At 62.7% G+C, this 20542-nt stretch carries 19 protein-coding genes; 10 read left to right on the plus strand and 9 right to left on the minus strand.

Annotated elements, in window-relative coordinates:
* Positions 1-4: 4 nt before the first annotated feature.
* Positions 5-502, minus strand: coding sequence for a GNAT family N-acetyltransferase (locus AB5Z02_RS11560; protein ID WP_368216025.1), 498 nt, complete (start codon positions 500-502; stop codon positions 5-7).
* A 161-nt stretch (positions 503-663) separates the two neighbouring features.
* Here AB5Z02_RS11560 and AB5Z02_RS11565 point away from each other — a divergent pair, with 161 nt between their 5' ends.
* Positions 664-2112 carry a catalase gene (locus tag AB5Z02_RS11565; protein ID WP_368216026.1) on the plus strand — a complete coding sequence of 483 codons (1449 nt, stop codon included), beginning with the start codon at positions 664-666 and terminating at the stop codon, positions 2110-2112.
* A 310-nt stretch (positions 2113-2422) separates the two neighbouring features.
* Here AB5Z02_RS11565 and AB5Z02_RS11570 read toward each other — a convergent pair whose 3' ends face one another.
* Positions 2423-2740: a YnjH family protein gene (locus AB5Z02_RS11570; protein WP_021231798.1), complete on the minus strand. Its 318-nt coding sequence runs from the start codon at positions 2738-2740 to the stop codon at positions 2423-2425.
* 223 nt (positions 2741-2963) lie between these two features.
* On the opposite strand from AB5Z02_RS11570, the gene AB5Z02_RS11575 reads away from it, so the two are divergent.
* Both AB5Z02_RS11575 and AB5Z02_RS11580 read left to right on the plus strand, forming a co-directional pair.
* A complete protein-coding gene (locus AB5Z02_RS11575) occupies positions 2964-4334 on the plus strand; it encodes a hypothetical protein (RefSeq protein ID WP_368216027.1) in 1371 nt (456 codons plus the stop codon).
* 109 nt (positions 4335-4443) lie between these two features.
* Complete coding sequence (locus AB5Z02_RS11580; protein ID WP_368216028.1) at positions 4444-5220, plus strand: substrate-binding periplasmic protein; 777 nt, start codon at positions 4444-4446, stop codon at positions 5218-5220.
* Between the two features lie 12 nt (positions 5221-5232).
* Here AB5Z02_RS11580 and AB5Z02_RS11585 read toward each other — a convergent pair whose 3' ends face one another.
* On the minus strand, positions 5233-6081 hold the full coding sequence (locus tag AB5Z02_RS11585) for a LuxR C-terminal-related transcriptional regulator (protein ID WP_368216029.1): 849 nt from the start codon (positions 6079-6081) through the stop codon (positions 5233-5235).
* A gap of 146 nt (positions 6082-6227) precedes the next feature.
* On the opposite strand from AB5Z02_RS11585, the gene tyrS reads away from it, so the two are divergent.
* The 3 genes from tyrS to AB5Z02_RS11600 all read left to right on the plus strand — a co-directional run bounded on the left by tyrS (position 6228) and on the right by AB5Z02_RS11600 (position 9319).
* Complete coding sequence (tyrS, locus tag AB5Z02_RS11590) at positions 6228-7493, plus strand: tyrosine--tRNA ligase (protein ID WP_368216030.1); 1266 nt, start codon at positions 6228-6230, stop codon at positions 7491-7493.
* A gap of 168 nt (positions 7494-7661) precedes the next feature.
* Entirely contained in the window at positions 7662-8573 is a 912-nt protein-coding gene (locus tag AB5Z02_RS11595; protein WP_031227935.1) for a triacylglycerol lipase, read from the plus strand.
* Complete coding sequence (locus AB5Z02_RS11600) at positions 8570-9319, plus strand: lipase secretion chaperone (protein ID WP_368216031.1); 750 nt, start codon at positions 8570-8572, stop codon at positions 9317-9319. The genes AB5Z02_RS11595 and AB5Z02_RS11600 overlap by 4 nt, the downstream gene beginning before the upstream one ends.
* 35 nt (positions 9320-9354) lie before the next feature.
* On the opposite strand, the gene AB5Z02_RS11605 is transcribed toward AB5Z02_RS11600, so the two are convergent.
* From AB5Z02_RS11605 to sgrR, 4 genes are all read right to left on the minus strand, one after another.
* Positions 9355-10056: a hypothetical protein gene (locus AB5Z02_RS11605; RefSeq protein WP_368216043.1), complete on the minus strand. Its 702-nt coding sequence runs from the start codon at positions 10054-10056 to the stop codon at positions 9355-9357.
* Between the two features lie 44 nt (positions 10057-10100).
* Positions 10101-10496: a thioesterase family protein gene (locus AB5Z02_RS11610; RefSeq protein WP_005336457.1), complete on the minus strand. Its 396-nt coding sequence runs from the start codon at positions 10494-10496 to the stop codon at positions 10101-10103.
* Positions 10497-10760: 264 nt separating this feature from the next.
* Positions 10761-12938 (minus strand): catalase/peroxidase HPI, encoded by a 2178-nt coding sequence (gene katG / locus AB5Z02_RS11615; RefSeq protein WP_368216032.1) that lies wholly within the window; start codon positions 12936-12938, stop codon positions 10761-10763.
* 145 nt (positions 12939-13083) lie between these two features.
* Positions 13084-14787, minus strand: coding sequence for an HTH-type transcriptional regulator SgrR (gene sgrR, locus AB5Z02_RS11620; RefSeq protein WP_368216033.1), 1704 nt, complete (start codon positions 14785-14787; stop codon positions 13084-13086).
* Positions 14788-14887: 100 nt separating this feature from the next.
* Here sgrR and AB5Z02_RS11625 point away from each other — a divergent pair, with 100 nt between their 5' ends.
* The 3 genes from AB5Z02_RS11625 to AB5Z02_RS11635 all read left to right on the plus strand — a co-directional run bounded on the left by AB5Z02_RS11625 (position 14888) and on the right by AB5Z02_RS11635 (position 17216).
* Positions 14888-15064 (plus strand): hypothetical protein, encoded by a 177-nt coding sequence (locus AB5Z02_RS11625; RefSeq protein WP_005355239.1) that lies wholly within the window; start codon positions 14888-14890, stop codon positions 15062-15064.
* A gap of 150 nt (positions 15065-15214) precedes the next feature.
* The gene (locus tag AB5Z02_RS11630) at positions 15215-16483 is read left to right on the plus strand and encodes an O-acetylhomoserine aminocarboxypropyltransferase/cysteine synthase family protein (protein ID WP_368216034.1); all 1269 of its coding nucleotides are present in this window, start codon (positions 15215-15217) and stop codon (positions 16481-16483) included.
* Between the two features lie 106 nt (positions 16484-16589).
* On the plus strand, positions 16590-17216 hold the full coding sequence (locus AB5Z02_RS11635) for a glutathione S-transferase family protein (RefSeq protein ID WP_368216035.1): 627 nt from the start codon (positions 16590-16592) through the stop codon (positions 17214-17216).
* 66 nt (positions 17217-17282) lie between these two features.
* Here AB5Z02_RS11635 and AB5Z02_RS11640 read toward each other — a convergent pair whose 3' ends face one another.
* Complete coding sequence (locus tag AB5Z02_RS11640) at positions 17283-18182, minus strand: DMT family transporter (RefSeq protein ID WP_005356804.1); 900 nt, start codon at positions 18180-18182, stop codon at positions 17283-17285.
* Between the two features lie 136 nt (positions 18183-18318).
* Positions 18319-18759, minus strand: a complete 441-nt coding sequence (locus tag AB5Z02_RS11645; RefSeq protein WP_111901590.1) for a DUF2214 family protein — start codon at positions 18757-18759, stop codon at positions 18319-18321.
* Between the two features lie 83 nt (positions 18760-18842).
* Here AB5Z02_RS11645 and AB5Z02_RS11650 point away from each other — a divergent pair, with 83 nt between their 5' ends.
* The gene (locus tag AB5Z02_RS11650; protein WP_368216036.1) at positions 18843-20477 is read left to right on the plus strand and encodes a diguanylate cyclase; all 1635 of its coding nucleotides are present in this window, start codon (positions 18843-18845) and stop codon (positions 20475-20477) included.
* The last annotated feature ends 65 nt before the right edge of the window (positions 20478-20542 follow it).

Genomic DNA, 20542 nt, shown 5'->3' on the forward strand with positions numbered 1-20542 from the left:
ACCGTTAGCGACTGGCGCCCCCCGAGACTTTGGCCATATAGAGCGCATCCACATAACGCCCCTGGCGGAAGGCATAGTCACGGGCTCGCCCCTCCTCGGTAAAACCGAACTTGCGATAAAGCGCCTGTGCGGCCTCATTGTCGGTATAGACGGTCAGCTCAATCCGGTGCAGGTTGAGCCAGTTATCGGCCAGATCCAGCGCCGCGGCCATCAGGGTAGAGCCAACCCCCTTGCCAGCCCAGTCATCCCGCACCCCCATGCCGATCCCGGCCACATGCTTGCGTCTGGGATTGGGTTCTACGTGCAAGGAGATCTGGCCCACCAGCAGCCCCTCTACCTCCGCCACCAAGGCGACCACATCACTGCTCTCCAACCGCTTCTGCCACTGGCTAAGGGGAGGTGTGGGCAGGTGCAGAGTTCCCGCCTGAGCATTGGGCATGGAATAGAGATCCCGCAAGGCGGGGGCATCAGCGGGTTCGGCATGACGGATAGTAATCTGCATATGAGGCTCCTTCTCGAAGCCACCATCATGCAATATCCGGCGCGGTTACACATCCCCCACCTGCACCCATTTGTCTTGCCTATCAAAGGGCGAGGAAAGGCCCATTGGCCGAGCACGGCGCAGATCCGTAGGCTGGCCCCATATCAACAAGGAGAGAAGCCATGACTGACAAGACCCTGCACAGCGCCAACGGCGCCCCCGTCGTCGACAACAACAACAGCCTCACCGCCGGTCCGCGCGGCCCCATCCTGATGCAAGACATCTGGTTGATGGAGAAACTCGCCCACTTCGACCGCGAGCGCATTCCCGAGCGGGTGGTTCACGCTAAGGGCTCGGGCGCCTACGGCACCTTTACCGTGACCCACGACATCAGAGCGTTCAGCAAGGCCGATCTGTTCAGCACCATCGGCAAGCAGACGCCTGTATTCCTGCGCTTCTCCACCGTGGCCGGTGAGAAGGGCGCCGCCGATGCCGAACGCGATGTGCGCGGCTTCGCCCTCAAGTTCTATACCGAGCAGGGCAACTGGGATCTGGTGGGCAACAACACCCCGGTCTTTTTCATCCGCGATCCGTTGAAATTCCCTGACTTCATCCACACCCAGAAGCGGGATCCGCGCACCAACCTGCGCAGCGCCACTGCCGCCTGGGACTTCTGGTCACGCCATCCGGAATCCCTGCATCAGGTCACCATACTGTTCAGCGATCGCGGCATTCCCAAGAGCCTGAGGGAGATGAACGGCTACGGCAGCCACACTTTCAGCTTTATCAACGACGCCAACGAGCGCTTCTGGGTCAAGTTCCACTTCAAGACCGAGCAGGGCCACAGCTTCTACACCGATGAAGAGGCCGCCACCGCCGTCGGGCAGGATCGGGAGACCAGTCAGGCGGACCTGTTCAACGCCATCGAGCGGGGCGACTTCCCGCGCTGGAAGGTCTATGTGCAGGTGATGCCGGAGGCCGACGCCCAGACTTACAACATCCACCCGTTCGACCTCACCAAGGTGTGGCCACACAGCGACTACCCGCTGATCCCGGTGGGCGTGCTGGAGCTTAACCAGAACCCGGACAACTACTTCGCCCATGTGGAGCAGGCTGCCTTTACCCCGGCCAACGTGGTGCCCGGTATCGGCTTCTCGCCGGATCGCATGTTGCAAGGGCGGCTCTTCTCCTACGGCGACACCCAGCGCTATCGCCTTGGCGTCAACCACGGTCTGCTGCCGGTCAACGCCCCGCGCTGCCCGTTCCATCACGGTGCCCATCGTGACGGTGCCATGCGGGCAGACAGCAATGGCGGCGCCAGCCCCAACTATCAGCCGAACCGTTTCGGCACCCAGCAGCCGAGCGAGCAGCACGAACCGGCGCTGAGTCTGGAAGGGGCCGCCCTGCACTACGACTTCCGTGACTACGACAGCGACTACTACAGCCAGCCGGGTAACCTGTTCCGCATCATGGACGAGGGGCAGCGCTCGCGGCTCGCCGCCAACCTGGCCCGCTCCCTCATCAATGTGGAGGATGACGCCATCGTCGCGGCCCAGCTCAAACACTTCGAGCAGGCCGACCCCGAATACGCCAAGCGGGTCGAACTGGCACTGGCCGCCTTGCAGCGCTAAGCCGCAAGCAGGAAAACTCTACAAAAACAAAACGGGGGCCTGATGGCCCCCGTTGTTATTCTGCTAAGAGTAATAAACGCAAAAACGGAGCCCGAGGCTCCGTTTTTCAATGCTGTATCAATCCCGGACGGAACGCGCTTCGCGCTCTTCCCGCTCCCTTGCCAACAGGCGTTTGTACCACCAGCTACTGCGACGACGTTGTGCATTGGAAGAGCGACGAGCCATTTCTTAGGTTCCAGCCAAGAGAAGAAAGGAGCTGCATTATGCGACAGGGATCACGTCCATGTCTTTAGCTGGATCAAGAAAAGCCTCACTGACCCACGGAAATCGTCTTCTGATCTTTTGCTCCCCGGGTGGCAGGCAACACCACCGCAGGAGAGCGCCAGGCCAACGGGCCATTGCTCTCGAGGTCGTTCTGCGGGCCGCACTCCAGCCAGATATCTCCCTGCAGAATGCGGGCCCCTTCGGAATATTTCTGATCCGCAAACCAGCAGACCCGCTCGGGCAATGAACCCAGCGGCAACACCAGCTCGGGACTGGCAGACTCGCCCACCACAGTGGTTTTGGACGCGGCCAGAGCGGGGGCGAGCCAGAGGGAGGCCAGCAGGCAGAGCAGTACATTTTTCATGAGAGGGATCCTGTTGCGATGGGGGGCACTCTCGAAGAATCGACCAGCCCCGGGGTTTACTTGACTGACAATCATACTGCCTGCTGGCATTGTGGAACCAATATGGTAGCCTGCCAGCGCCTGCGGGCAGTCTCTCGCTGCCACGCGCAAACTTCCGGTGAATTTGTCACGTCCTGACAAAATATAACCTTATTTATCAAATCGTTATTTGGATATTATCCCAATGCGTATCATGCCGTTGCTTCAGGCGGCCTGCCTGAGCCTGATGTTGTCCGCCTGCGTTGCCCCATTGCTGATGATGAGCCCCACCAGCCAGCTGATGTGGGCCCTGCTCAAGCCGCTGGTCGGCTTTGACCCGAACGAGGTCAATCTGTTCGAACAACCCCTGATCAAGGATCGGATGACCGCCATCCTTGGCCCTAATTACGACAGCACCATGCAGTTGCTCAAGACTGCCGACAAGTTACAGCAGGAGGGGCCGCTTTTCTATGTGGTCTCCGAGTATGCGCCCGTGCCGGATATCGCCAAGCAGGCGGGGATGGTGTGGAACTCGCAAACCAACCAGATGTCGGTATTGCTGCAAAAAGGGGATGGCACCACCCTGACCTTCGGCGAAAATCTGGCGGGCACGGCACCGACCTGGCCAACCGCCATGCAGGGCTGGCAGACCCCCACCAACCAGCTCACCCCGGCGGCCAATGCCCTGACCGGTACGGCAACCAGTCAGAGTGGCGCCTCCCCCTTCTCCCTTGGCAGCGCGCTGGGCACAGTGACCCGCGGCGTCACTGGCTCGCTGACCAACAGCGCCAGCCAGGCCATCAGCGGCGCAGCCGCCAACGCCACAGGGCAGGCCACCCAAGCTGTGAGCCAAAGCACGACCGCTCTTACCCGCACTGCAACCACCGCTGTCACTGCGCCAGCCAAGCAAGCGGTTAGCCGCGCCACCGCCACCGTGACGCAAGAGGCCACCAAAGCCGTTGTCACACCTGCCAAACAGGCTGTCAGCAGCGCCACTGCGACCACGGCGCAAGAAGCTACCAAGGCCGTTGCGGCTCCTGCCAAGCAAGCCGTCAGCAGTGCCGCTGCGACCGCGACGCAAGAAGCCACCAAAGCCCTTGCCGCTCCTGCCAAGCAAGTCGTCAGCAGCGCCGCTGCGACCGTGACACAAGAAGCTACCAAGGCCGTTGCCGCTCCTGCCAAACAGACTGTCAGCAGCGCCGCTGCGACCGTGACGCAAGAGGCAACCAAGGCTGTTACCGCTCCGACCAAACAGACCGTCAGCAGTGCCGCGGCGGCCGTGACACAGGAAGCCACCAAAGCCGTTGTCGCTCCGGCCAAACAGGCAGTCAGCAGTGCCGCCGCGACCGTGACGCAAGAGGCAACCAAGGCCGTTGCCGATCCAGCCAAACAGGCTGTCAGCAGTGCCACCTCTACCGTGACGCAAGAGGCAACCAAGGCTGTTGTCGAACCAGCCCGGCAGGCCGTCAGTGCCGCATCCCATACGGCCGGAGAGAGCGTCGCCGATGCCGCCAGAGCGGCGGAAGCCAAGGCTCGCGCCAAGGCAGAAGCAGAGATGGAAGCCCTGCTCAAATAAACCGACAGGCCACCGCAAGGTGGCCTGTTTTTTATCCCGCTACCGGATCATGACGTTATGGAAAAGGCCACATAGACTGTTAGGTAACTACCCGCACAAGGAGTGCATCATGCGTCGTCTGCTCCCTGCTCTCGCTTCTCTCGCCCTGTTTATCGCGCTCCCGGCTCCGGCACTTATCTACTATTCGGAGCAGAACATGCCGCTCAATGGCCAGGATAAAAATGGTCAGCCTGTGGGGTTGGCGGTCGAGTTGCTGCGCCTGATGTGGCGTGAAATGGGGGAGCCTGAGCACCCCATCCACTTTCTGCCTTGGGCCCGCGGCTGGTATCTGCTGACCCAGCAGCAAGAGGCCGTGCTCTTTACCACGGCACATACCAAGGAGCGGGATCCCCACTTCCTCTGGGTCTGCCCCATCAGCCACTCCAGGGTCGCGCTGGTCGGCCGCAAGCAGGATGCTCCCAAAGTGGCCAGCAAAGCGGATCTCGCCAAGCTGCAGATCGGTGTGATGCAGGCGGATGTCGGGGAGCAGTTGCTACTCAACCGCGGGATCAGCCCGGGCAATATGATGGCGGTGGAGCGTATGGATCAGGTGGTGCGCCAGCTCATCATGGCACGTACCGATCTGGTGGCGGGCAACGAGGTGATGTTGCGCCATCAGGCCAAAGAGCTGGGTTTCCCCAGCGAGGATTTTGTCACCGTCGCGATCATTGAAGAGCAGGACAACTGCTTCGCCTTCAACCTGAGGGCAGACAAGCAACAGGTTGCCCGCCTGCAACAAGCGCTGGACAAGGTCAAACAGGGGGATGAATACAAGCAGCTGATGAAGCGCTACCAGTTGCTCAGTATCCTGCCCGAAACCACTCCCACCCTCCCGCGCCTCGAGTAACCCCGGCCCGCCCTATGGCGGGTTCTCTTTATCTCCCGCCGATGACGCCTGTGATGCCTCCAGCGGCGCCGTAATGAGGTGGTTCAGAAAGAGAGTGAACAGCTCGGCCCGCGAGCCGAGCCGCAGCTTGCCATAGAGATGCTTGCGGTGATTCTTCACCGTGCCGCTGCCAATCCCGAGCTCCGCGGCAATCGCCTCGGTATCCAATCCCTGCAGCAGCAATTCCGCCACCTGCCGCTCGCGCCGGGTAAGCCTATCGCCCCCGACACTCGCCATCGCCAGCTCCACCGCGCTCTTGAGGCTGGCGCTGTCTGGCAGCACAGTGCTCTGGGCCAACAGCGGCTGGCTCTGCCGCCACTGCTGACGACAGAGCGAATGTACCAGCGGGAACAGCTGCTCCAGCCTCGCCAGCTCGTCACGGCTGAGGGTACTGCGTTTGTCGAGTCGCCCCAGAAACAGCATCAGCGTCAGTCCGTCCCGCACCGGCAGGATCAGCCCCACCTCCTCCTGCCAGCCGGTGGCCTGATAGAAGTGGTGGCGATATTCGGGATCGAGCCGCCCTTGGGAGACCTGCGCCAGGGTCCAGACGCCGGCAGGCAAGCCCTGCTCCAGCGCCTGCATAAAGGGATCCTGACTGAAGTGGCTGGTGAGGTAGCGATCAAACAGCAGAGCCCGCTGATGGTTGAGGTTGTCGTAGAGGTAGACGGGCCGCTGCCCCACCCCGAGCAGCAGGGCGCAATCAAACGCCACCTGTTGCTGGATCAGCCGCACCAGCGCCGCCGCAAAGGCGCTGCTGTGCAGGGCATCGACCACCTCGGTCATGCAGCGGGTCAAGGCATCTGTGGTGAATGGCTGGGTCATGGTGGCACGTTTCCGGTGACGGGGAGCGATTCCCCGCTATGGCTGAATGCTAGCACGAGAGTGGCAAAACTGTCCCTCAGGGGACATATCCGCCACCGGCCAGAACGGCGAGGATGACGGCTTTCCCCCCTGCTGTTGGAGAACCCATGATCAACCCCCACCTGCTCGATGAGCTGACCGAGCGCGGCCTTGTGGCCCAGAATTCCGACCCGGCGGCCCTGGCCGATCATCTTGCCACCTCACGCACCGTCTATTGCGGGTTCGATCCCACCGCCGGCAGCCTGCATATCGGTCATCTGGTGCCGCTCTTGATGCTGCGCCGCTTCCAGCTGGCGGGCCACACCCCGGTGGCACTGGTGGGCGGGGCAACCGGCCTTATCGGCGATCCCAGCTTCAAGGCGACCGAGCGCAGCCTCAACAGTGCCGATACCGTGCAGGGTTGGGTCGCCAGCCTGTCGGCCCAAATCAGGGCGCTGCTGCCCGCCGATGAGGGCCTGTCGGCCCCGCAACTGGTCAACAATGGCGACTGGATGGGGCAGATGTCCGCCCTCGATTTTCTGCGGGATATCGGCAAGCACTTCTCGGTCAACGCCATGCTGGCGCGGGAATCGGTGCGTCAGCGGCTGGCTCGCCCGGATCAGGGCATCTCGTTCACCGAGTTCTCCTACGCTCTGCTGCAATCCTACGACTTTGCGGTGCTGCACCAGCGGCTCGGTTGCACCCTGCAGATTGGCGGCAATGACCAGTGGGGCAATATCACCAGCGGCATGGATCTCACCCGTCGCCTCCATCAGGCGCAGGTACACGGCATGACCCTGCCCCTTATCACCAAGGCAGACGGCACCAAGTTCGGCAAGACCGAGGGGGGTGCGGTCTGGCTCGATCCAGCGCTCACCTCCCCTTACGCCTTCTATCAGTTCTGGCTCGGCACCGCGGATGAGGATGTCTACCGCTTCCTGCGCTACTACAGCTTTATGTCGCTGAGCGAGATTGATGCACTGGAGGCGGAAGACGCGAAGCGGCAGGGGCGCAAGCAGGCCCAGCAGGTGTTGGCGAACGAGCTGACCGAGCTGGTACACGGCAAGGCGGCGCTGGCAGCGGTGCAGCGCATCAGCGAGCTGCTGTTTAGCGGCGATGTGGCCCGCCTCGGCGAGAGCGATCTGGCCCAGCTGGCGCAGGATGGCATGCCGTGCAGCACCGTCAGCGGCGAGACGGATCTGGTCAGCCTGCTGGTCAGCTGCGGTCTGGCGAACTCCAAACGCATCGCCCGCGAGCTGCTGGCGGCGGGGGCCATCAGCCTCAATGGTGTGATCAAGCAGGATGAACAGCTGAGTGCCGATGATCGGCTGTTTGGCCGCTACCTGCTGCTGCGCCGGGGCAAGAAGCAGTATCACCTGGTGGAGTGGCAATAAGCCGCAGGGCGGGGAGTTCAGCCTCCCCGCCCGCCCCCTGAATCCCTTTTGAATCCCGAGTTGCGATCCCCCTCACAGCCTCTCCCGTCAGCAGCCACCATACTGGCACCGGCGAACATGGAGTACGCCACACAATCTGTTCCTCACGAATCAACAAGGATGCTGATGATGAAGAGATGGCTTCTGGTGCTGCTCTGCACCCTGCCCATGCTGGCACACGCCAGCGGATACACCCAGACCCGCTACCCCATAGTGCTGGTGCACGGCCTGTTCGGCTTCGACAAGCTGCTCGGGGTCGATTACTTCTATGGCATTCCCCAGGCCCTGAGCCGGGATGGTGCCAAAGTCTACGTGGCTCAGGTATCGGCCACCGCCAGTTCGGAGCAACGGGGCGAACAGCTGCTCGCCCAGGTCGAGCTGCTGCTGGCGGCCACCGGCGCCGAGAAGGTCAACCTGATCGGCCACTCCCACGGCGGCCCCACCATCCGCTATGTCGCCTCGGTCGCCCCCGAGCTGGTTGCCTCCGCCACCAGCGTCGGCGGCGTCAACTACGGCTCCGAGATTGCCGATCTGGTGCGGGCCAATGCCGCCCCCGGCAGTGCCGCCGAGAAGCTGGCGGCCGCCGCGGCCCACGCCCTCTCCGGCATGATTTCACTGCTCTCGGGCGGGAGCCAACTGCCGCAAGATCCGGTCGCCGCCCTCGATGCCCTCACCAGCAAGGGGGCCAGCCAGTTCAACCAGCGCTACCCGGAGGGGCTGCCCAGCCGCTATTGCGGCGAGGGGCCGATGCAGGCCAGCAACGGCGTCTACTACTTCTCCTGGAGCGGGCGCGGCAACCTGACCAATCTGCTGGATCCGGTGGATCCTGCGCTGGCGCTGACCGGCGCCTTCTTCAAGGAGCCCAATGACGGACTGGTCGGGGTCTGCAGCAGCCACCTCGGCAAGGTGATCGGCACCGACTACCGGATGAACCATCTGGATGAGGTGAACCAGTCCTTCGGCATCCACCATCTGTTCGAGACCGATCCGGTCACCCTCTATCGCCAGCATGCCAACCGTCTCAAGGAGCTGGGACTATGAAGATAGCCACCCTGCTCGTCGTGCCCTGCGCAATCACCCTGCTACTTGGCGGGGTGTTGCTCTGGCCCACTGCACCGACGGCAGACTCATCCCCCGCTCAAGCCAGCATGCATGCACAGAGCCACCCGCACGATCCCGAGCAGGAGGCCACCGATGCCCTGCAGGCGCGCTATCGCACCTTTGTCTCCGCCCAAAGCAGCCTGACGGTGCCCACCGAGATCTCCCTCACCAGCTTGCAGATCCTGTTTGACGAGCGGGAGCAACTGCGCCAGCAGAGCTTTACCCCGGCGGAGCAGGCCCAGCTGTTTGCCGAGGATCGGCTGATGGAGCAGCTGACCCTGCGCCGCAGGGCGCTGGCGGAGGCAAGAGACAGCGACAAGTCGCAGTTGGCCAGCGAGCTGGATCTCTGGCTGGCGGAGCAACCGGACTGGTTTCGCGAGGCGGAGGCCAACAGCCGTCTGCTTGAGGAGTTGCAAGAGCTGGCGCAGATGGAGCCAGACAAACGGGAGGCTCTGCTGCTGGAGACAGGGGGGCCGGAAGCGGTGGATCGGATGCGCCAGCTGGAGCAGAACCGGCAAGGGTTCGAGGAGCAGCTCCGCGGCTTTCTGGCCGAGCTCAGGCAACTGCCGAACGAGGCCAGGGCCGAACAGCAGCAGGAGCTGCTGGCCCGCTGGTTCGAACCCGGACAGTGGCGCCGGGTCGAGGCTCTCACCCGGCTCAAACTGGGGGAACCACAAGCCGAATGAGAAGGGGGCCCGAGATGGGCCCCTTGCTACTGCGCTTATTGCGGCTTGTTGGCACCCGGCAGCGGCTGCCAGGTGAGGCGGGTTACCTGAGTGCCCTGCACTTCGCACTTGAGGCTCAGCTCCTGCCACCCCTTATCCTGACGCAGGGAGACCTCTCCCTCGATCCCCTGCTCGCCAATCTTCAGCTTATCCTGCTCGAAGAGCACCTTGTCGCCGTGGGCGAGATCCATCAGTTTGCCGTTGCAGAGCCAGTGAGCGAGATCCGCCCCCTTCAGCTTGACGCCACCCTTGGCCGCCTTCTGCTCGGCCGCGCTCACCACAAACAGCTTGCTCAGCTCGGCGGCCCGCTTGGTGAGCCACTCCTGACGCTGCTGCATGCTCATTTTGCTGACGAACTCGGCGGGCTGGCCCTTCTCGTCCAGCCACTGGGTCAGCTTGCCGCTGTCGTCAAAGGCGAACTGGGCGGCGGGCTCTTTGACCCCGAACAGCTTGCCGCCCTTGAAGTAGTAGCGGCTCTCCCCTTCCAGCTTGCCCAGCTCGTTCATGATGGGCACGGCGATGATGACGGGGGCGCCATCGATCCAGGCCTTGATATCGACGCCGTCATGGCTGAATTGACGGGTATCGAGGGCGCTCTCGGCCCCCTTCTCCATCAGGGTAAACTGCTCGGCGAGAGAAGCGGCCAGAGAAGGAAGGGAGCAGAATCCCAGGGTCAGCGCGATCGCTGTGTTGCGCATTGAGTTGTACATAACACTCCTGTGATGGGCCATCCGGCCCGTGGTTAACTCTCTGTCAGCCAGGCCCGCAGCCCTTCCCGGTGAGCATCGCTCAGGGGCAGGGATTGGCGGGCCCGGTAGTCAAAATGGATCAGGGTCGTTTCGGCGGTGACGGCCAGTTCGCCGCCCTGCCAGGCCTCCTGCCAGACCGTAAAGGAACTGGTGCCGATGCGGCGCACGCCGGTCTTGATGGTGACCGGCTGGCCGTAGAACAGCTCCCGTTTGAACTGCACCGTATAGCCCGCGATGATCAGATGCCAGTTATGCACATCCAGATCCGGGGAGAAGATCCGGAACAGGGGATCTCGCGCCGATTCGAACCAGACCGCCGGCACCGTATTGTTGATATGGCCGAGGGCATCCGTCTCCTGAAAGCGGGGTTGGATCTGCATTTCCAGCATGGGTTGACTCCTTGTCTCTTTGTTTCTGTCCTTGTCCGTTCATGGGACATCAGTGGCCAATGGGTGGCCGCCGGGCATCATCAGCGGATCAGCATGTTACATGATACTGCTGGCCCAAGCACAGGGATGCCAGCGGCCCTGCGATACCGGCCAGCAGGTGTCGCAGCGCGGCGGATGGTAGGGCTGCACAGAAAAGCGGGCAGTAAAAAGCCCCGCACATCTTGGCTGTGCGGGGCTGGTGCAGCTAGCTAAACGGCTTGGGGACTAGCCGATCAGATCGAAGCGATCCGCATTCATCACCTTGTTCCAGGCGGTGATGAAGTCACAGACAAACTTCTCCTTGTTGTCATCTTGGGCATAGACCTCGGCATAGGCGCGCAGCACCGAATTGGAGCCGAACACCAGATCCACCCGGGTGGCCGTCCACTTCAGCCCGCCGCTGCGGCGATCGCGGATCTCGTAGAGATTGCTCGCTTTCGGCAGCCACTGGTAGCCCATGTCGGTCAGGTTGACGAAGAAGTCGTTGCTGAGTACCCCGACCCGATCGGTAAAGACCCCGTGCCCGGCACCGCCGTGGTTGGTGCCGAGCACCCGCATCCCGCCGACCAGCGCCGTCATTTCACAGGCGGTGAGCCCCATCAGCTGGGCGCGATCCAGCAGCAACTCCTCCGCCGTCACCACATAGTCCTGCTTCAGCCAGTTGCGGAAGCCGTCGGCCAGCGGCTCCAGCACCTCGAACGAGGCCACATCGGTCTGAGCCTGAGTTGCATCCCCCCGGCCCGGCGCAAACGGCACGCTCACCGTCACTCCGGCGGCCTGGGCAGCCTGCTCGATGGCGAGGTTGCCCCCCAGCACGATGAGATCCGCGACGCTGACGCCACACTCGGCCGCCAGCTTGTCATAGACCGCCAGCACCTTCGCCAACTTCGCCGGTTCGTTGCCCGACCAATCCTTCTGCGGCGCCAGCCGGATGCGGGCGCCGTTGGCACCACCCCGCTTGTCGGATCCTCGGAAGGTACGGGCGCTGTCCCAGGCGGTACTCACCCGCTCGCCGATGGAGAGGCCGCTGGCGGCAATCCTGCCCTTCACCGCCGCCACGTCATAATCGGCACGTCCGGCTGGCACCGGATCCTGCCAGATCAGATCTTCTGTCGGCACATAGGGGCCGACATAGCGGCTCTTCGGCCCCATATCCCTGTGGGTCAGCTTGAACCAGGCGCGGGCGAAGGCGTCGGAGAAGGACGCCGGATCATCGCGGAAGCGCTCGGCAATCTTGCGGTACTCGGGGTCGAATTTGAGCGCCATGTCGGCATCCGTCATCATGGGTTTACAGCGGATCGACGGATCCTCCACATCCACCGGCATATCCTCTTCGGCGATATTGATCGGTTCCCACTGATGGGCCCCCGCCGGTGACTTCTGCAACCACCAGTCGTACTTGAACAGCAGCTCGAAGTAGCCGTTGTCCCATTGGGTCGGGTGGGTGGTCCAGGCCCCCTCGATGCCGCTGGTCACAGTGTTGCGGCCGATGCCGCGGCTGTGGTGATTGCTCCAGCCGAGCCCCTGCTCCTCGAGGCTGGCCCCTTCCGGCTCGGGCCCAAGCTGTTTGGCATCGCCGTTGCCGTGAGCCTTGCCGACGGTGTGGCCACCGGCGGTCAACGCTACCGTCTCTTCATCATCCATCGCCATGCGAGCGAAGGTGACTCGCATATCCTGCGCGGTTTTCAAGGGATCGGGCTTGCCATCCACCCCTTCCGGGTTGACGTAGATAAGCCCCATCATCACCGCCGCCAGCGGGTTTTCCAGATCCCGCTCGCCGGAGTAACGACCACCCGGCTTGCCGCTGGGCGCCAGCCACTCTTTCTCCGATCCCCAGTAGATATCCTTCTCCGGATGCCAGATATCCTCGCGGCCAAAGGCGAAGCCGAAGGTCTTGAGCCCCATGGACTCATAAGCCACGGTGCCCGCCAGAATAATCAAATCGGCCCAGCTGATCTTGTTGCCGTACTTCTTCTTGATGGGCCACAGCAGGCGACGGGCCTTGTCGAGGTTGGCGTTATCCGGCCAGGAGTTGAGGGGGGCAAAGCGCTGGTTGCCACTGCCGCCACCGCCGCGACCATCGACGATGCGGTAAGTCCCGGCCGAGTGCCAAGCCATGCGGATCATCAGGCCGCCGTAGTGGCCCCAGTCGGCGGGCCACCACTCCTGACTGTCGGTCATCAGGGCGGTCACATCCTGCTTGAGGGCCGCCATATCGAGCCCCTTCAAGGCTTGCCGATAGTTGAAGCCGGCCCCCAGCGGATTGGTCTTGGTATCGTGTTGGTGAAGAATGTCGAGGTTGAGGCTCTTCGGCCACCACTCCATTCTGGACGTCTCGACGGAGGTGGTTCCCCCGTGCATGACCGGGCATTTTCCTGCGGAACTGTCTGAATTGTTGCTCATCGTTTTCCTCATTTGCTCTGCTGTCCATAACCTGAAACAGCATGGCACAGAGGCGTGACACAAACTGTGCAGCAGCGGCCGATTTACGGATCTTTCACGCAAGCGGCCACGGAGCACTCGTCAGCCGCGACAGAAATTGGACGAACTATGGCGCCTCTGCGGGTTGATGGGTCGGCTCGGGCCGCAGCCAGGCGCTGCGAAAATCGAACCAGCCGAGCGCCGTCATCCGCACCCCGTGCACGCCGACCCGGCTCTCCAGCTCCAGCCAGTGGTGAAACAGCGGCACAAACCAGCTCTGCTGCTGCACCCTTGCCAGCAGGGCGCGGGGGCCGGGCTCCTCACCACTGGCCCGCCACTGCATCAACCCTTGCCACAACTCATGCTGACTGCTCCACACCTTGCGCAGCAACGGGGTGCCCTGCAACCAGGCGTAGGGGGCAAAGGGGCCGGCATGTTCGAGGTTGAGGGTGCCGAGCCAGAGATCCACGTCTTCATCCTCGCCACTCACCCAGCGACCGTAATCGAGGGTGCGCACCTCCAGCCGGATCCCCTGTTCGGCCAGCAGGCTGCTCATGGCGTTGGCGCACTCGTTGAACTCCAGATGCTGGTTGAAGCAGGCAAGCACCAAGGTCGTCGGCAACTGCGCCGGTGTGGGCAAGGGGGCGGGCAGTGCTTCGCGCCAGTGGGGCAGCAGGCCGAGGGCGCTGGTCCAGCCCCGTTGCAACTCGGGGGCGACCCGCCCCATCAGAGCCACCGGATTGAGCAGCTGGCCCAGCCACTGGCGCAGCGAGGGATCCTGCAAGGATCCGGAACGATCGTCCTGCAGCAGGAAGTAGCAGCCCGACTCCAGCTCCGATTCGCCGCGCATGGTGCCGAGCTCAGGGCTGTCGCGCCCCAGCTGCAGGTGGGTCTCCAGCCGCTCCGCCAGCTCCGGCAGCATCCAGATATCGATCTCGTCGAGCAGGGCGCGCAGGCCGAAGTAGTCGTCAAACGCCGCAAGGCAAAGATGCAGGGGATCGTTGGCGGCCACCCGGTAGGGGCCTGTGCCCACAGGTTGCAGGGCAAAGCCCGCCTCCCCCTTCAGCTCCCGCGGCAAAATGGTCGCCACCGGCTCCGCCAGCAGGTGGGGCAGCCAGGGATCCGGGCTGTCGAGATAGAGATCCAGCGTGCGCGGCCAGGGGCTCTCCAGCCGACCCAGATGGGCGAACAGCGGGCGATCCCGCAGGGCCAGCAGACTCTCCATCACATCTTCCACCACCAGCTCGCGACCGTGGTGAAAACGCACCGCCGGGCGCAGATAGAAGCGCCAGTGACAGGGGCCTAGACACTCCCAGTGGTGGGCCAGATCCCCTTCGATTTCCCCATTTTCCTCATTTCGCCGGGTGAGGCCGTTGAAGATCTGGCGGCTCAGGTGAATTTCGGAGCGGCGCATCGGGCCGGTGGGCAGCAACTGCGGCAACGGCCGATAGTAGGGCACCCGCAGGATCTGGCGCCCCTCGCGGGTGGCCTGACCGAGCTGTTCGATCAGCAGCGGGGTGAGCAGATCGAGGCGATCTTCGGCCAGCCGTACCGCCTGCGCCAGCTGGCCCTGACTGAGCAGATCCCGCAAGCGGCGCCGGGTCAGGCTCTCCTGACTGTCGAGCAGGGTGAGCCGGGAGCGCCGTCCCCGCCCCGCTTCCGCCGACCAGCTGAGCCAGCCCTGATCCTGCATCCGCCGCAGCAGCAAGCGAGCGTTGCGCGGGGTGCAGCAGAGCAGATCCGCCACCTCGGCGAGGCTGATCTCCCGCTCGTCGCTACCAAGCAGCTGGGCGAGTCGTTGAAATTGCTGGTAGAGGCGACCGGTCGGCATAAAAGAGGAAATCCTGTTGCTATAAGTCATCAGTTTTTACTTCCGCATTTTAGCTCAATACTGCTGGCGAACGTGAGAACCACAGCAGAGGAGCACCATCATGAGCCACGCCAACCCCATCAAACCGAACCGGATCCAGCAGACCTTGCGCCGTTACTTCAAGCGGATCCTGCCACGCCCCTTGCCGCTCATCGAGGATCCCATGCAGCAGCTCAACCGCCTGATGCAGTGGGATATGAACCAGATCGATGACAAGGAGTATCGCCGTCGTCTCTGAGTGCGGGCCATGCCAACCACTCGGGACACGCATCCCCTGCGGGCGACATTGCTTTGCCGGATCTTGCTGTTTACATCGGCCACGGGCCTGATAGATTGGACGTCTATCCATCTATAACTGCGACAAGCAACATCCAACAAGGAGTGTGTGATGAAAGATGCGACCCTGGCCCTGCACCACGGCTTTTCCAGCGACCCCACCACCAAGGCGGTCGCCGTGCCCATCTACCAGACGGTGGCCTACGAGTTCGAGAGCGCCCAGCACGGGGCGGATCTGTTCAATCTGGCGGTGCCGGGCAACATCTACACCCGCATCATGAACCCCACCAACGATGTGCTGGAGCAGCGGATGGCCGCGCTGGAAGGGGGGATCGCCGCGCTGGTGGTCTCGGCTGGTTCCGCCGCCATCACCTACGCCATTCAGGCGCTGACCGCCGCAGGTGACAACATTGTCTCCACGCCCCAGCTCTATGGCGGCACCTACACCTTGTTCGCCCACATGCTGCCGAGTTTCGGGGTCGAGGTGCGCTTTGCCAAGGATGACAGCGCCGAAGCCATCGCCGCCCTCATCGACGACAAGACCAAGGCAGTCTACTGCGAGAGTATCGGCAACCCGGCGGGCAACATCGTCGATCTGGCCGCGCTGGCCAAGGCGGCCCACGCCCGTGGTGTGCCGCTCATCGTCGACAACACGGTCGCCACCCCGGTACTCTGCAAGCCCATCGAACACGGCGCTGACATCGTCGTACACAGCCTGACCAAATATGTCGGCGGCCACGGCAACTCGCTGGGTGGCGTGGTGGTCGACTCGGGCAAGTTCCCCTGGGCGGATAACGCCGAGCGCTTTCCCCAGCTCACCCAGCCCGAGCCCTCCTACCACGGTGTGGTCTACACACAAGCCTTTGGACCTGCGGCCTTTATCGGCCGGGTGCGCACAGTGCCGCTGCGCAATACCGGCGCGGCGCTGGCCCCCATGAACGCCTTCCTGCTGCTGCAGGGGCTTGAGACCCTGAGCCTGCGCATGGAGCGCCACGTGGATAACGCCCTGCGGGTCGCCAATCACCTCAAGCATCACCCCAAGGTGGCCTGGGTCAGCTATGCCGGTCTGCCGGGTCATCCCCACTATCTGCTGGCAGAGAAGTACATGGCCGGTCGCCCCTCGGCCATCCTCTCGTTCGGGCTGAAGGATGGTTATGAAGCGGGCGTGCGCTTCTACGATGCGCTCAAGATCTTCAAACGGCTGGTCAATATCGGCGACGCCAAGTCGCTGGCCTGCCACCCCGCCTCCACCACCCATCGCCAGCTGAGCGAGGAGGAGCAGGCCAAGGCTGGGGTGAAACCCGAGATGATCCGGCTGTCGGTCGGGATCGAGGCGATCGAGGACATTCTGGCGGATCTGGATCAGGCACTGGAGGCCTGAGTCAGTCATCGAGGGAGCGGGCATCAGCCCGCTCTTTTTTTACTGCCGGTGAACCGCCCCCCTCGCCCACTCGTATACCTCACCCTGCCACCGAATCGAGGTCGTTATGATAGTCCTGCACCACCTGAACAAATCCCGCTCCCAGCGCATCATCTGGCTGCTCGAAGAGCTGGGCCAGCCCTATGAGATCAAAGCCTACCAGCGCGATGCCGCCACCTTTCTGGCACCGCCCGAGCTCAAGGCCATCCACCCCCTCGGCAAGTCGCCAGTCATCGAGTTCGACGGCCGGGTGCTGGCGGAATCGGGCGCCATCACCGAGTACCTGATTGCCCGCTACGCCGCCGAGCGGCTGGCTCCGGCATCAGATAGCCCCGACTATCCCGAATATCTGCAGTGGCTCCACTTTGCCGAGAGCTCGGGCATTCTGCCGCTGCTGCTCGACATGTTCGTGCGCAAGGATGGCAGCCCGATGCGCTTCCTGCCGGACTACGCCAAGGCGGAGTGTGCCAAGGTGCTGGGCTACCTCAATGAGGTACTGGCGAATCGCCACTATCTGGTGGGGGATCGCCTCTCCGGCGCCGACATCATGAACTCCTTCCTGGTGGATCTGCTGGCGCAAAGTGGTCAGCTGGCCCACTTCCCGCACCTGCAAGCCTACTGGCAGCGCCTCAATACCCATCCGGCCCGTCAGAAGGCGGTAGAGCTGGAGCGCGAGCTGGATCAGCGCCCCTGATCCAAATCGCCACCATGCAAAACGCCCCGACTGTCGGGGCGTTTTTGTTATGCAGCGGGCTGCGGTTTACTTGGTCGCGGGCACCTTGTCCCGGCGCGACTTCCACCACCAGCGCAGCCGGATTTGAGAGATAAGCATCCCCGCCAGCATCAGGGCGCAACCGGCGATGGCGCGCTCATCCAGCGTCTCACCCAACAGCAACACGCCACCCACGGCGGCAAAGACGGTCTCCAGACTGAGGATGATGGCGGCGTGGGCCGGATGAGCGCCCCGCTGCCCCACCACCTGCAGGGTATAACCCACCCCGACCGACACCAGCCCGGCATAGAGCAGCGCCTGCCAACCGGCCACGGCGCCGCTAACAGTCGGGGTTTCGATAACAAAAGCAGTGGCAAGGCTGAGCAGGCCGCAGACTACGAACTGCACCCCGGCGAGCTTGATGGGTGCAACCCGGTTGGAGTAGTGATCCACCAGCAGCAGGTGAACAGCCCAGAAGAGAGCACCGACTACCTGCAACAGATCGCCAAAGCCGATGGTGAACTCGTCGGTGACGCTCAACACATAGAGACCGGCCAGCGCAATGACGGCGCCGATCCAGGTATTGAGACCACTCTTGTGGCGCAGCAGCAGCCCCAGTACCGGCACCAGAATGATGTAGAGCCCGGTGATGAAACCGGCCTTGGCGGCAGTGGTATAGAGCAGCCCCACCTGCTGCAGGGAGGCGGCACAGAACAGCACCAGCCCGGCCAGCACACCACCGATCAGCAGTTGGCGATGGTCGCCCGCGACGGCAACAGGTTGTCGGGATTTGAGCCACCAGAGCAGCGGCAGCAGGGAGAGGGCGCCGAGCAGAAAGCGCAGGCCATTGAAGGTATAGGGCCCCATGTGATCCATCCCGAGGCGCTGGGCGACAAAGCCCATACCCCAGATGGTGGCAGCCATCAGCAACATCAGATTGGAGCGCATGGCGATTCTTCCTTAAATCGGCGCGTGACGGGTTATCCGATCCAAGATACCCGCCTCCCTATCCTCTTGTCTCCACTCTTTGTCTTCGCTCTCGCTCTCCACGTCTGCATCGCACTGCTTTTGAGCACCGCGAGTGTTACAGCAAAGAAGGCTTGGTGAACACGGCCAACAGGGCAATCAGTAGCAGATTGCCCCGCAGGATCCACACCACCCGGAAGTGCTGCTGAATGGAGATCATCGGCGCCTTGCCCAGACGCAGGGCGCGACGCCAGCGATAGAAGAGGCGGCTGGGATAAACGAGGGAGCCGACAATCAGCAGAAACAGCCCCATCTTGAGGCCGTGGGCAGGATGGGCAAAGATCTCTGCCACCGAGCTGGCATGCTCAAGGGCCAGCAGACACCCGGTGGTAAAGATGGAGAAGAGCGCCAGCGCCGCCACCCCATCTGCCAGCAGCAGGCGGCGCACTCGCAGCATGTTCAGGCCGCGCCTAAATATCAGATACTCGACACAGAGGGCAAGGATCAGTACCGCTATGCTGCCATAATGAATCATTGAGAGCAGAGTGTGGTTCAACATCGGAAACATCTCATTTTCTGCCTTTAGACGAGCCGCACAGCATCATATATGCTGGTGCCACCCGAGACGAAAAGGATCTGTTCATGTCCCCCGCCAAGCCCAAGAACACTTGGTCTTTGATCACCCGCATGCGGCTGGGCCTCCTCTTGCTCTTTATCCCTGTGTTGCTGCTCGGCAGCATCTACTACCTGCATATGGAGCGCACCCTGCGCCACGAGCAGCAACAGAACCTGATTGCTCGCAACACCCAGTATTTCCATACCCTGATCGAACCCTATCTGGCGACCCTCAAACGCCAGTTTACGCTCATTTATCAGCAGGTAAATTATCGGGATTTCAGCGGCCCGGAGATCCTTAACGGCGAGCGCTACCTGCAACAGTGGCAGGCCTATCACAAGGTGATGGAGCTCGATTACGTCTACGTGGGCACCGAGCATCGCAAGATGCTGATCCACCCCTCCTGGCAGGCCGACGAGAAGTTCGATCCCAGAACCCGCCCCTGGTATCTGCTGGCATCCAGCCATCCCGGACAGATTGTCTGGACCGATCCTTATTACGACTACACCTTGGGCACCCTCACCATGGCGCTGGCCCGGGTGATTGAAGATCCTGACGGCAAGCGGGTTGGCGTACTCTCGCTGGATACCCAGCTCACCCCCCTCGCCAGCTGGCTAAACAGTCGGCATGCTCAGAGTCACCATCTGGGTAATGGCTATCAGCTCCTGCTCAACCATGACGGGCTGGTGCTGGCCCATCCGGATCGTGAACGGGTATTCAAACCCCTCGCCCACCCCGACTGGCTGGCCCGGATGCAACAGCCGCAGGGCTTTTTCCTCGATGATGCCAGCGGCCTGATGGTCTCCTACTACCGCATCCCCGAGCAGCGCTGGATCCTGCTCAGCGTCGAGCCGACTGCCAGCATGCAACAGGTGATCGACAGCGTCTCCATCAACGTGCAGCTGATGATTGCTGTCGCCTGCATTCTCTATCTGCTGCTGGCCCTGCTCTGGTCACGCTACTTTCGCCGCATGCTGGGGGAGATCACCCTGCTGATCCGCGCCAGCCGCTCCGGCGGTATCGCCTACAACGGCCGCCGCATGCTGGAGCTGGCCAAGGTCTATGAAGAGATGGATGCCGCCAGCCAGGACTTTGCCCAGATCCGCCTGCAAGCCCATCAGGACAAGCTCACCGGGCTCTACAATCGTCGCTTCTTCGACGAGTGCCTGCAAAAGCAGCTCAACAGTGGCGCTCCCTTCGGGGTGGTGATGTTCGATCTGGATGATTTCAAACGGGTCAACGATACCCACGGCCATCAGGCAGGGGATGTGGTGCTCAAGCGGGTGAGCAAGCTGGGCATGAATCTGTTCCACGAGTGGGGCTGGTTCTGCCGCTATGGCGGCGAGGAGCTGGTGCTGATCTTCCGTTACGGCGAAGAGCAGCCGATGCTTCCCTCCCTGCTGGAAGCGTTCCGGCTCGGGGTGGAGCAGCTGGAGTGGCGCGAACCCGATCTCACCATCACCATCAGCGGCGGGGTGGCCTTCAGCCGCTCCGGGCTCTCGGCCAAAGAGCTGGTGGAGCTGGCCGACAAGGGGGTCTATCAAGCCAAGCGGGAGGGGAAAAACCGTATCTGCTTCCCGCTGCGCCACCCCCCTCACCAGAGTGCCGAGGAGGAAGTGCCCGCCTTTGGCGAGCCCCGGCAACAAACCAACGAGGGGTAGCCACCGCCGCCGGCATCAACCACAACGTCGTCAGTAAAAACAAAGAGAGAGGCTCCAGCCTCTCT

Source organism: Aeromonas sp. R2-3 (assembly GCF_040908375.1).
In the GTDB taxonomy this organism is placed as follows: Bacteria; Pseudomonadota; Gammaproteobacteria; order Enterobacterales; family Aeromonadaceae; genus Aeromonas; species Aeromonas veronii.

Coding starts and splice junctions, on each gene's coding strand:
- AB5Z02_RS11565 (WP_368216026.1), top strand. CDS start 664: ATGACTGACAAGACCCTGCACAGCGCCAACGGCGCCCCCGTCGTCGAC.
- katG (WP_368216032.1), bottom strand. CDS start 12,938: ATGAGCAACAATTCAGACAGTTCCGCAGGAAAATGCCCGGTCATGCAC.
- AB5Z02_RS11650 (WP_368216036.1), top strand. CDS start 18,843: ATGTCCCCCGCCAAGCCCAAGAACACTTGGTCTTTGATCACCCGCATG.
- AB5Z02_RS11605 (WP_368216043.1), bottom strand. CDS start 10,056: ATGCGCAACACAGCGATCGCGCTGACCCTGGGATTCTGCTCCCTTCCT.
- AB5Z02_RS11600 (WP_368216031.1), top strand. CDS start 8,570: ATGAAGATAGCCACCCTGCTCGTCGTGCCCTGCGCAATCACCCTGCTA.
- AB5Z02_RS11645 (WP_111901590.1), bottom strand. CDS start 18,759: ATGTTGAACCACACTCTGCTCTCAATGATTCATTATGGCAGCATAGCG.
- AB5Z02_RS11570 (WP_021231798.1), bottom strand. CDS start 2,740: ATGAAAAATGTACTGCTCTGCCTGCTGGCCTCCCTCTGGCTCGCCCCC.
- AB5Z02_RS11585 (WP_368216029.1), bottom strand. CDS start 6,081: ATGACCCAGCCATTCACCACAGATGCCTTGACCCGCTGCATGACCGAG.
- AB5Z02_RS11580 (WP_368216028.1), top strand. CDS start 4,444: ATGCGTCGTCTGCTCCCTGCTCTCGCTTCTCTCGCCCTGTTTATCGCG.
- AB5Z02_RS11595 (WP_031227935.1), top strand. CDS start 7,662: ATGAAGAGATGGCTTCTGGTGCTGCTCTGCACCCTGCCCATGCTGGCA.
- tyrS (WP_368216030.1), top strand. CDS start 6,228: ATGATCAACCCCCACCTGCTCGATGAGCTGACCGAGCGCGGCCTTGTG.
- AB5Z02_RS11575 (WP_368216027.1), top strand. CDS start 2,964: ATGCGTATCATGCCGTTGCTTCAGGCGGCCTGCCTGAGCCTGATGTTG.
- AB5Z02_RS11635 (WP_368216035.1), top strand. CDS start 16,590: ATGATAGTCCTGCACCACCTGAACAAATCCCGCTCCCAGCGCATCATC.
- AB5Z02_RS11630 (WP_368216034.1), top strand. CDS start 15,215: ATGAAAGATGCGACCCTGGCCCTGCACCACGGCTTTTCCAGCGACCCC.
- AB5Z02_RS11640 (WP_005356804.1), bottom strand. CDS start 18,182: ATGCGCTCCAATCTGATGTTGCTGATGGCTGCCACCATCTGGGGTATG.
- sgrR (WP_368216033.1), bottom strand. CDS start 14,787: ATGCCGACCGGTCGCCTCTACCAGCAATTTCAACGACTCGCCCAGCTG.
- AB5Z02_RS11560 (WP_368216025.1), bottom strand. CDS start 502: ATGCAGATTACTATCCGTCATGCCGAACCCGCTGATGCCCCCGCCTTG.
- AB5Z02_RS11610 (WP_005336457.1), bottom strand. CDS start 10,496: ATGCTGGAAATGCAGATCCAACCCCGCTTTCAGGAGACGGATGCCCTC.
- AB5Z02_RS11625 (WP_005355239.1), top strand. CDS start 14,888: ATGAGCCACGCCAACCCCATCAAACCGAACCGGATCCAGCAGACCTTG.